The following is a 9,942-nucleotide window of genomic DNA, read 5'->3' as shown; positions in this document are numbered from 1 at the left end:
TTGTGTATAAGAGACTGGTCCTTAAGCGCCCCGCCCTGCGCTCCCCCGGGGAATGCGCCTCTTGTGTGGCGTGTACGGTTAGAACCGTCCTCGCCACTCACGAGACCCGGCCGATGTCAGACCGCGCGGGGAAGCGGCTCCGGGTGATACCGCCGGAAAGCGGATTCGGCGGTGCCCGCCTCACCGTGCAGCCAGTCGTAGAGGAACCGGAACTCCGGGCCGAACCGGTTCGCCTCGGCGTTCAAGCGTTCCGGTGACGTCGAGGGCCAGCGACCGGTTTCGACGCGGTCCCGCAGCACGCGCAACGCCGTCAGTTCCTCCGCGGCGGTGTGCTGGCAGTGCCCGCCCCGGTTCACGAACAGTTGCCGGATCCGGCCGGGATCGACGCGGTCGCCGTAGGTCCGCTCGTGTTCGGGGGCGACGCCATCACCGATCGGGTGGAGCGTGACGACGGGCTGACGGCCGCGTCCCGTCGGCGTCCCGACCCGGGCGAGCCATCGGGCGGCGGCCTTGTCCGCCTTGACCCGCGGCGCTCCGGCGAGCGCGGCCAAATCGGCGTCGAGGCTCAGGCCGGCGTCACGGTAGGCCTGGTTCACGAGGTCGCGTTCACTGGACCGGGCGAGCAGGCCGCGGTAATCCACTCCGGTGTTCCCGGTCGGATTCCCGCCTGCCTGCGCCTCCAGATCGGCCCGGTGCGCACCCCAGGCCAGCTGGTCGTAGACCGCCTGGACGAACTCCGTCTGCTGACGGACCTGCGCCACCACATCGGTGGAGCGGGGACGATGCGCCGTCGACCAGCCTGGGACGTCGGCGAACGCGTTGGCGAGCGCGAGGCGCGCCCGTCCATCGGGTGATTCCAACGCCTTCGCGAGCACCTGATGGGCTTTCGCGAGATTCGCCCCCGGGTCGGCGATGCGGACGATCTCCAGTTCGGGCGCCAAAAGCGTCCGGACCGTGAACCCCAGATCGAGCGCCTGGCCGAACAACGCGGAACCGCCCGCGACGGGACCGCACATCGCCAGCGCGCCGTCGATCCGGTGCGGGAGCCGCTCGGACAACAGGACCGCGTTGAGCCCGCCGCCGGAAGCTCCCCACGTGAGCACCTGCTCCGGACGGCCGACGGTGCGGTCGAACCAGGACAGCAGCGCCGTCTGATCGTGGACGGCTTCGCTGGCCGAGAAGCCGATCGGCTTGCTGTAGAGCGACGCGGCCAACGCATACCCCTCGCCGAGGAGAACGGGTTTCGCCTCCGCCCGGTTGGCGAGTTCGATCTCCTCGGGAACGTGGCCCGGCGGATAGATCCCGTGGTTGTACAGCAACAACTTGCCGTTCCAGTTCGACGGCACCTCGACCCGGTACCGGGCACCCTCGATCACTCCGGTGTGCACACGGACGTCGTCCGCGCCGATGGCGGGCGCACCGGTGACGATCAGCGCGGCGGCCAGGATTCCTGTCAATGTCATGGCGGAAATGCTGGCAGCGCGAGAGGTCGCGGGAATCCGTCGAGGCGCGGCTTCTCGCCTACGCCTCCGGGCGTACGAGCTCTTCCGCCAGCTCGACGACGATGCCCGCCGGGCCGCGGACGTAGCAGAGCCGGTAGCTGTCCTCGTACCGCACCAGCTCGCCGACGAGCGTGGCGCCATGCGGCCGTAACCGCTCGAGGGTGGCTTCGATGTCGTCGACCGAGAACACGAAGTGACTGATACCGGGCGTGTTCATCGGTGCGCGCGGATCGCCTTCCGGCCCCTCCGGAGTGTGGTACTTGATCAGCTCCACTCCTCCGTGACCGTCCGGCGGCCGCAGCACCGCGATATCCGTCCGGACCCCGTTCAACCCGGTGATGCGATCGACCGTGTCCCCTTGGAGCGACGCCTCGCCTTCCAATTCGAGACCCAGCGCGATGAAGAAGGCCTTGGCAGCCTCGAGATCGTGGACGACGGCGCCGATGTGTTCCAGCTTCATGATCGCTCCCTTCAGGCGCTCTGCCGGGCGATGAGCTCTTCGACGGCGGTGGGCAGGGTTTCCTCGAAGTCGATGAGCTTGACCCAGGTCGGGGTCATCACGATGCGGACCATGCTCTTGTAGAGCGATTTCACGTTCTCCTCCCACTCGGCCCGCTGCTCCGGCGTCATCTCGTAGGTGCCGTTCCACTGCATGTACTCGTCGGGGATGCCGTCGACATGGTCCAGCTCGACGGTGCCGCGCAGGAGCAGGATCTTCGGCGGATGCGATTCGGTGTCGATCGTCAGCGCGACCGCCGGGTTGCGGCGCAGCGACGCCAGCTTCGGCGCGTTCGTCGAAGTGCACATGACGATCTCCGCGCCGTTCCAGTGGATGCTGATCGGGATCGCCCGCGGCGTGCCGTCGAGCGCGGTGTAGGCCAGCCGGGCCATGTCACGGGCCAGGAGCTCCTGGCTGTACGGGCGGTTCAGGATCTCGTCGATCACGCTCTGCCGCATGTCTCTCTCCTCGGGTCGCCGTCTTCGCGGACACCCCGGGGACGCCGCTGTCCGCCGCACTTCGACATCCCGAAATGTGACCTGCGTCACTTCGCCTTTAGCGGGCTAAACGCGATCCGTTGTCGAAAACGCGCCTGGCCAGGCGTCGCTCTCATGAAGACACAAGAGAGAGGGACGCTCATGGCGAAGGAATCCGAGGTCCGCTTCGAGGGCTTCCTGCCCACCACACCCGCCGACACCTGGGCCGCGATCACCACCGCCAGCGGCGGCTGGCTCTGGCCGATCCAGTACGAACCGCGTGACGGCGGCGCCGAGTCCGGCCTCACCCCCAACGGCGGCATGGTGACCGTCTGGAAGCCGTCGCGGCGCTTCGTCACGTACGCGGAAGACGAGACCGGCTGGTTCAACACGCTCGAATACGTCCTCGAACCGAAGGACGGGGGCACGTACCTGCGCTACGAGCACACCACCGTCCTCGACGACTGGGACGTCGAATACGACGCGTGCGAGCAGCACACGGCGTTCTACTACCACTCGCTGGGCGAATACCTGACGCACTTCAACCGGCGTCAGGCGAAGTACTTCAAGGCCGACGCGCCCGAAGCGTCGACGGCTCCGGAGGCGTTCGAGACCGTGAAGGCGGCACTAGGCGCGAAGGCCGTGGGCGACCGGGTGCATCTCGAAGTCGCCGGCGTCGAGGGTGTCGTCGACTACCTGACGCCGGCCTTCATCGGGATCCGGACCGAAGACGCGCTGTACCGCTTCTACGGCCGGAACGTCTGGGGCTGGCCTGTGGGCATCGGGCACCACCTGTTCGCCGAAGACGCCGACGCGGACGAAGCCGAGAAGGCGTGGACAGCCTGGCTGAACGGCCTGTACGCCTAGCGGGGCAGGTTCTTCACGAGCTCGGCGCCCACGGATTTCGCCACTTCAGCGGACTCCGCGGGCGGGATCGGCGAGTTCGTGAAGAACCCTTTGTCCCAGCCCTTGTAGGTCACGAGAACGACATACACGCCCTGGATCACCCGCAGCTCGGCGCCGCTGAAGGCGCTGTCGGTGTCGAGGGAGACGAGGACCGCCTTCTCGCCGATGCCCTGCACCTGCTGCTGACGCTCGGACGGCGCGGCTGACCCGGTGGACGACTCGGCCGCGCGCTTCTCGGCGTCCGGGCCCTCGTGGCGGTACACCATGACCTGGAGGGCGCGGTCGTGGACGTTGTCGCTCTCCGGCGGCAGCCAGGAACAGCCCTGCTGCTTGGTGACGATGTCGCCCGCTTTGATCTCGTTGTCGCGGACGCCCTGGAAGCTGGTGGTGAACGTCTTGTTCAGCAGCTCTTGGGGGACGGCGCATTCGGCGGGCGGCGCTTGCGACACCGGCGCCTTGCCGACCGAGGAGTAATACTCCGACCCGAAGATGGCGCCGGGGATGCCCAGCCCGAGAAGGACCACGACACCCACGATCACGCCGACGATCAGCCCGGTCTTTTTCTTCTTGGGCGGCTGTCCGTAACCGGGAGGGCCGTAGCCGGGCGGCGGGCCGTACCCGGGAGGGCCGTAACCCGGCTGCTGCCCGTAGCCTCCCTGCCCGGGTGGCGGGCCGTAACCCGGCCCCTGGCCGTACCCCTGCGGCGGCTGGTGCACCGATCCTCCCCTGGCGATTCGTACGTCCGCGTCGCGTTTAGCCCGCTAAAGGCGACACGCGCCCGGACCTGCGTTTCGCGGGCTAAACGCGATCCGGGGCCAGCATGGCACGACGGCCGGGCCGACGGGTGTCCGGTGGTCAGCGCACCGAATCGAAGGCGGCCATGGTGGCGGTCTTGGCCTCGCTGGAGAGCACGTCGGCCGGCACACGCTCGTCCGTGAAGAAGCCCTTGTCCTTGGCCGAGTACATGACCTGGACCTGGACCTTGCCACGCTGCGCCCACAGCTCCGCCCTGCTGTGCGCGTTGCCGGACCGCTCGATCCGGAACCATGCCCGGTCCGAGATCTCCGGCAGCGGGACTACCTCGCCCGTCGCCGGCGGGTTGTAGTCGCTCGCCTGACGCTCGGCCTCCGGCCCGATGAAGGCGTTGATCGAGACGTAAAGGGATCGGTAGCGGACGTGCTCGGCGAGCGTAGGCCGCCAAGTGCACGAGGTGAGCTTCGACGACGTGGCGGCCGCGGACGGCGGGCTGACCTGAACTTCGGCGAGATTCGGGACGCCGAGGCGTTCCATCGTCGGCCGCAGGGCTTCGCACTCCGGCGGGGCCGGAGTCGACATCGGCGCCGCCCCCGTCGACTTGTAGTACTTCGACGCGAAGACGCCCCCGGTGACACCCCCGCCGATAAGCAGCGCCAGCACCGCGACGATCACCAGGATCAGGACGACGCGGCGCTTCTTCTTCGCCTTGGCTTGTACCCATGGCGGCGGAGCCGGAGCGAACCCCGGCCGCGGCCCGCCCTGCCCTTGAGACTGATACATCCGAGCTCCCCCCTCGGGATCGCGATTAGGGGGCTAAACGCAGGTCCGCGCGCGGATCGCGTTTAGCCCGCTAAACGCAGGTCGGCCTAGTGGGCGAAGTGGCGCGTGCCGGTCAGGTACAGGGTGACCCCGGCGGCCTCGGCGGCCGCGATGACCTCGGCGTCGCGGATCGAGCCGCCCGGCTGGACGACGGCGCGGACGCCGGCCTCCAGCAGGACCTCCAGCCCGTCCGGGAACGGGAAGAAGGCGTCCGAAGCGGCAACGGAGCCCTTCGCCCGGTCGCCCGCCCGCGAAACCGCGAGCCGCGACGAGTCGACCCGGTTGACCTGGCCCATGCCGACGCCGACGGTCGCGCCGTCGTTCGCCAGCAGGATCGCGTTCGACTTCACCGCGCGCAGCGAACGCCACGCGAACTCGAGGTCGGCCAGCGTCCGCTCGTCGGCGGGCGCGCCGGTCGCCAGCGTCCAGTTCGCCGGGTCGTCGCCCTCGGCGGCGATCGTGTCGACGGTCTGCACCAGCATGCCGCCCGAGATCGGCCGGAACTCGATCGGATCCGGCGACGTGATCGCGGGCAGCTTCAGCAGCCGCACGTTCTTCTTGCGCTGCAGGATCTCGAGCGCCTCGGCGTCGAAGTCCGGCGCCAGCACGACCTCGGTGAACACCTCGGAGATCTGCTCGGCGGCCTCGCGGCTCACCGGCCGGTTGGTCGCGATCACCCCGCCGTAGGCCGAGACCGGGTCGCACGCGTGCGCCTTCCGGTGTGCCTCGGCGATGTCCTCGCCGACCGCGATCCCGCACGGGTTGGCGTGCTTGATGATCGCGACGGCCGGGGCGTCGAAGTCGTAGGCTGCGCGGCGCGCGGCGTCGGTGTCGACGTAGTTGTTGTACGACATGGCCTTGCCGTGAAGCTGTTCCGCGTGCGCGAGGCCCGGCCGCCAGTGTTTGTACAGCGCGGCCTTCTGGTGCGGGTTCTCGCCGTAGCGCAGCACGTCGCCGCGTTCCCACGAAGCGCCGGTGAAGTCCGGGAAGCCAGAGTCGTCCGCGGGCGCGTAGACGTTGGCGAACCACGCGGCGACGGCGGTGTCGTACGCCGCCGTGTGCGCGTAGGCCTGCGCGGCGAGCCGCTTGCGGTCCGCCAGCTCGAAACCGCCTGCCGCGACGCGCTCCAGCACCCACTCGTAGCGCGACGGGTCGACCACGACGGCGACGCTGTTGTGGTTCTTCGCCGCGGCACGCACCATCGCCGGGCCACCGATGTCGATGTTCTCGACACAGTCCTCCGGGCTCGCGCCCGAGGCGACGGTCTGCGTGAACGGGTACAGGTTGACCACGAGCAGGTCGAACGGCGCGATGTCGAGCTGCTTGAGCTGCTCGACGTGCTCCGGGCGGTCACGGTCGGCCAGCAGGCCGGCGTGCACGCGCGGGTGCAGCGTCTTGACCCGGCCGTCGAGTGACTCGGGGAATCCGGTGACCTCTTCCACCGGCGTCACCGGCACCCCGGCGTTCGCGATGACCTTCGCCGTGCCGCCGGTCGACACGATCTCGACACCCGCCGCGTGCAGCCCGGTGGCGAGTTCGAGCAGGCCGGCCTTGTCCGAGACGCCGATCAGCGCGCGCCGGACGGGACGCTGTCCCTGTGCGGTACTCACGAAAACCTCACCTTTCGTCCCTCGACCGAGCACCCGCTCCGGCCGAGTTTCTCGATCGTTTCCACCAGGAGCCTGCGTTCCACGGCCTTGATCCGCTCGTGCAGGACGTTTTCGTCGTCGTCGGGCTCCACGATCACCGGCTCCTGCGCGATGATCGGCCCGGTGTCGACCCCGGCGTCGACGAAATGGACCGTCGACCCGGTGACCTTGACGGCCATCGCCAGCGCGTCGGCCACGGCGTGCGCGCCGGGGAACGACGGCAGCAGGGCCGGATGCGTGTTGATCACGCGGCCGGGGAACCGCGCGAGGAATTCGGCGCCGAGGATCTTCATGAACCCCGCGGAGACGACCAGGTCGGGCTGGTAGGCGGCGACGGCTTCGGTGATCGCCTTGTCCCACGCCGCGCGGTCCGGGTGGTCTGCCATCCTCACGGTGAACGACGGCACGCCGGCGCGTTCGGCCCGGGTGAGCGCCTCGATCCCGGTGCGGTCCGCTCCGACGGCGACCACCTCCGCCGGGAAGTTCGGCTTTTCGACGGCGTCGAGCACGGCTTGCAGCAGCGTGCCGGAACCGGACGCGAGGACGACGAGCTTCACCGGAGTGGGCAGGTCCAACCGACTAGCCAGAACGGGCTCCTTGCCACGGCGGTACGCACTCGGGCGTACGGCGCTTCACCTGGTCGCGACAACCCTAACGGTCGTCGCCGGGGGCGCTTTCGTCGCCGGACCCGTCGGTGGACTCGGTCACAGCGATCTCCTGCTCGGGCTCGGCTTCGGGCTCCGGTTCCGCCGGGATCTCGTCGGTGTCCTCGCCCAGCTCCCGGGCGAGTTCCTCTTCGGCCTCTTCGTCGAGCGCCTCTTCGTCAAGCGCTTCGTCTTCGAGTACCTCGGCCTCGGGTTCCTCAGCCGGTTCTTCTTCGGTCTCTACGACCTCTTCGGCGACGTCTTCGACTTCGGGTTCACCCGGCGGTGCGGGGGCCTCGTGCGGTCCGGCGAAGAACGCGACGAACCCGCCGGGGACGACGATCCAGCAGAAGGCGATCACGGACGCGACCCCGACCGGCACGCTGACCGGGTCGAACGGCCCGTCACCGAGCCTGCCGCCGGAGACGGTCCCGAGGACGACGCAGCCGAACGCGACCAGCGCGCCCGCGACGGCGATCGCCCGCATCCGCAGCATCGGATCCTCGTCGATCGCGCGGATCCGCCAGCCGACCAGCGCACCGACCAGTGCGGGCAGGAGCAGCAACGCCGGCCACCAGACAGCATGATGCGACGAGATCCCCGCCAGCACCGGTACTCCGGGCAGCTTCCCTTCCTGGTAGCCGAACATGCCGACGGTCAGCGAGCCGACCGAGAAACCGGGCCCGGTGGTGAACGACAACGCGGCGACGACCGCGTTCGGCAGATACGCCACGGAGAGCACGAACAGGCCGAAGCTCGCGCCGAAACCCGGCTCGAACAGGCTGTCCACAGTGGACCATGAGAGTGCGGTGGCCGCGGTGAACACCACGGCACCGCAGGCGATGAGCGAGGCGAGGCCGAGTGCGCCGGCCCGCAGGCCGTGGACGGCCACCGGGTCGAACCGGTTCCGCACCACGGCCGGAAGCCCGCAGACCCTGGCGAGTCCCGCGATGGCGGCGAGACCGGCGAGGAGACCCGGCACGCAGAAAGCCGTCAGCGGGTTCACGTCGATCGGCGACCCACCGGCCATCAGGGCGATCAGCACACCGAACAGCGCGTGCGCCCCGGCGATCACCGTCACCACCGGGACCGCGTCCGCCGGGGTCCGGCCGCCGGCGCGGCGGGCGGCGCGCGCGGCCGCCCTCGCCACGAGCCAGCCGACGGCGAGCGTCGGCAGCAGCGGCAGCACGCCGAGCGGATGACCGCCGAGGTCGAGTTCCACCTGCCACGAGGCGAGCCAGCCGGGGCCTGCGGCGAGCAGGGCGCCGCTGGCGGAGAACCGGGTCCGGTCGGCGGCGAACGAGACCACCGCGAGCACGAGCGCGACGGCGGAATAGGAGAACAGCAGGGGCGCGCAGGCGGCGGCGAGCAACACACGAACCCGCTTCGCCCTGGAGACCTCCAGCTCGGGGACGAGGTCGCTCACCGGCTCTTCGCCCGGCGGGCGTTCGTCGCGGGTGAGCAGCTTCATGAACCGCACCATGACATCCGGACTGGGCCGTCCGGGTGAGGCACGCCGCCGCCGGCCGGGGCACGTGGCCCAACCCACCCGGTCGGGTACCCCGGGAAAGAAAAACACCCGCTGTGACACGGAGAGTCACAGCGGGTGTTTTCGCGTTCGGAAGGTCAGCTCTGCTGGCCGAAACCGCCGGGCGGCGTGCCCGGGTTCTGGCCCGACTCCGACGAAGAGGACGGCGGCTGCTGGAAGAACTGGCCCTGCTGCGGCGCGTACGTCGTGGCCTGCTGGCCCGGCGGCTGCGTCACCGGCGGCTGGAACCCGCCCGGCTGCGAGAACGGACCGGACTGCTCACCCGGCTGCTGGCCCTGCTGGCCCGCGGCGGGGAACGGCTGGACCTGCGTGGCGGCCGGACCCTGCTGCCCCTGCTGGCCGAACGGACCCTGCGGGCCCTGCTGCGGGAACTGCTGGCTGTACGGGGCCTGCGGCGCCTGCTGCTGCGGCTTCGCGGCGGGCAGCTTGATGACGTCGTGCTCGAACAGCAGCGCGGCGACCGCGACCAGCATCTGCAGGATGCCGAGGATCAGCACCACGGTGAGGATGCCCGGGACCGAGACGTCCTCACGGCCGCTCCCGTAGCCGATGACCAGGTCCAGCGCCCCGAAGGCGCCGATGACGCTGAACAGTGCGGCGAACGGCAGCGTCTTCGGCCCGCGCGGCAGCGCGTGCAAGGCCGCGAGCAGACCGCTGACCAGGAGGAAGACCGAGATCTGCCCGGCGGCGTCGGCCTCGTCGGAGAAACCGATGAAGAACTGCACCAGGCCGAGGACGGTGACGGCGAGCGCGAGCAGCAACGCCAGGTTCAGCGGGGCGGCCGGTGACGGCGCCTGCTGCTGAGGAAAGGCCCCCGAGGCGGGGTTGGGGTGTTGCTGGCCGCCACCCTGCTGGGGGTAGCCGGGCCCACCGCTGGGATAGGACATCCGAATGCTCTCCTGTCGTTCGACCGGCACCCCGGGGCGCGCGGGACTCCCGGGACAAACGAGGCGGCTGTGATGCTCGAACGCTAGCGCACACGCGGACACCCCACGCCTCGGGCTCTGAGACGTCTCTACACCCGGTCAGGTTCCGTGCGGAACCCCTTCCCGACCGCCGGATCGCGTTTAGCCCGCTAAACGCACGTGCGTTTAGCGGGCTAAACGCGATCCGGGCGCAAAGAGGCGGGCCGGGCACCAGGG

Annotated in this window: 10 protein-coding genes; 1 reads left to right on the top strand and 9 read right to left on the bottom strand. The window is 69.8% G+C overall.

Going from position 1 to position 9,942, the window contains the following annotated elements; translation table 11 throughout:
* Positions 1–116 precede the first annotated feature (116 nt).
* Genes ACFWIW_RS32420 through ACFWIW_RS32410 form a run of 3 tightly spaced genes read right to left on the bottom strand, consistent with a single transcriptional unit; the run spans position 117 to position 2,459 of the window.
* The gene (locus tag ACFWIW_RS32420) at positions 117–1,463 is read right to left on the bottom strand and encodes a hypothetical protein (RefSeq protein WP_378371959.1); all 1,347 of its coding nucleotides are present in this window, start codon (positions 1,461–1,463) and stop codon (positions 117–119) included.
* Between the two features lie 58 nt (positions 1,464–1,521).
* Positions 1,522–1,962 (bottom strand): VOC family protein, encoded by a 441-nt coding sequence (locus ACFWIW_RS32415; protein WP_378371958.1) that lies wholly within the window; start codon positions 1,960–1,962, stop codon positions 1,522–1,524.
* 11 nt (positions 1,963–1,973) lie between these two features.
* Positions 1,974–2,459: a pyridoxamine 5'-phosphate oxidase family protein gene (locus ACFWIW_RS32410; RefSeq protein WP_378371957.1), complete on the bottom strand. Its 486-nt coding sequence runs from the start codon at positions 2,457–2,459 to the stop codon at positions 1,974–1,976.
* A gap of 180 nt (positions 2,460–2,639) precedes the next feature.
* Here ACFWIW_RS32410 and ACFWIW_RS32405 point away from each other — a divergent pair, with 180 nt between their 5' ends.
* Positions 2,640–3,344, top strand: coding sequence for an SRPBCC domain-containing protein (locus ACFWIW_RS32405; RefSeq protein WP_378371956.1), 705 nt, complete (start codon positions 2,640–2,642; stop codon positions 3,342–3,344).
* On the opposite strand, the gene ACFWIW_RS32400 is transcribed toward ACFWIW_RS32405, so the two are convergent.
* The 6 genes from ACFWIW_RS32400 to ACFWIW_RS32375 all read right to left on the bottom strand — a co-directional run bounded on the left by ACFWIW_RS32400 (position 3,341) and on the right by ACFWIW_RS32375 (position 9,687).
* Complete coding sequence (locus ACFWIW_RS32400; RefSeq protein WP_378371955.1) at positions 3,341–4,099, bottom strand: hypothetical protein; 759 nt, start codon at positions 4,097–4,099, stop codon at positions 3,341–3,343. The two genes, ACFWIW_RS32405 and ACFWIW_RS32400, sit on opposite strands and share 4 nt — an antisense overlap.
* 139 nt (positions 4,100–4,238) lie before the next feature.
* Positions 4,239–4,919, bottom strand: a complete 681-nt coding sequence (locus tag ACFWIW_RS32395) for a hypothetical protein (RefSeq protein WP_378371954.1) — start codon at positions 4,917–4,919, stop codon at positions 4,239–4,241.
* 86 nt (positions 4,920–5,005) lie between these two features.
* The gene (gene purH, locus ACFWIW_RS32390) at positions 5,006–6,568 is read right to left on the bottom strand and encodes a bifunctional phosphoribosylaminoimidazolecarboxamide formyltransferase/IMP cyclohydrolase (RefSeq protein WP_016331202.1); all 1,563 of its coding nucleotides are present in this window, start codon (positions 6,566–6,568) and stop codon (positions 5,006–5,008) included.
* A complete protein-coding gene (purN, locus tag ACFWIW_RS32385; protein WP_378371953.1) occupies positions 6,565–7,182 on the bottom strand; it encodes a phosphoribosylglycinamide formyltransferase in 618 nt (205 codons plus the stop codon). Before purN ends, purH begins: the two co-directional genes overlap by 4 nt.
* Positions 7,183–7,258: 76 nt before the next feature.
* Positions 7,259–8,734 (bottom strand): DUF6350 family protein, encoded by a 1,476-nt coding sequence (locus ACFWIW_RS32380; RefSeq protein ID WP_378371952.1) that lies wholly within the window; start codon positions 8,732–8,734, stop codon positions 7,259–7,261.
* Positions 8,735–8,877: 143 nt separating this feature from the next.
* A complete protein-coding gene (locus ACFWIW_RS32375; protein ID WP_378371951.1) occupies positions 8,878–9,687 on the bottom strand; it encodes a DUF5336 domain-containing protein in 810 nt (269 codons plus the stop codon).
* Between the last annotated feature and the right edge of the window lie 255 nt (positions 9,688–9,942).

The organism is Amycolatopsis sp. NPDC058340 (genome assembly GCF_042723975.1).
Classification (GTDB): domain Bacteria; phylum Actinomycetota; class Actinomycetes; order Mycobacteriales; family Pseudonocardiaceae; genus Amycolatopsis.
Note: the sequence above shows the minus strand (reverse complement) of the source record. Positions and strands in the feature narration are given on the sequence as shown.

Coding starts and splice junctions, on each gene's coding strand:
- ACFWIW_RS32395 (WP_378371954.1), bottom strand. CDS start 4,919: ATGTATCAGTCTCAAGGGCAGGGCGGGCCGCGGCCGGGGTTCGCTCCG.
- ACFWIW_RS32415 (WP_378371958.1), bottom strand. CDS start 1,962: ATGAAGCTGGAACACATCGGCGCCGTCGTCCACGATCTCGAGGCTGCC.
- ACFWIW_RS32405 (WP_378371956.1), top strand. CDS start 2,640: ATGGCGAAGGAATCCGAGGTCCGCTTCGAGGGCTTCCTGCCCACCACA.
- ACFWIW_RS32420 (WP_378371959.1), bottom strand. CDS start 1,463: ATGACATTGACAGGAATCCTGGCCGCCGCGCTGATCGTCACCGGTGCG.
- ACFWIW_RS32410 (WP_378371957.1), bottom strand. CDS start 2,459: ATGCGGCAGAGCGTGATCGACGAGATCCTGAACCGCCCGTACAGCCAG.
- ACFWIW_RS32380 (WP_378371952.1), bottom strand. CDS start 8,734: ATGGTGCGGTTCATGAAGCTGCTCACCCGCGACGAACGCCCGCCGGGC.
- ACFWIW_RS32375 (WP_378371951.1), bottom strand. CDS start 9,687: ATGTCCTATCCCAGCGGTGGGCCCGGCTACCCCCAGCAGGGTGGCGGC.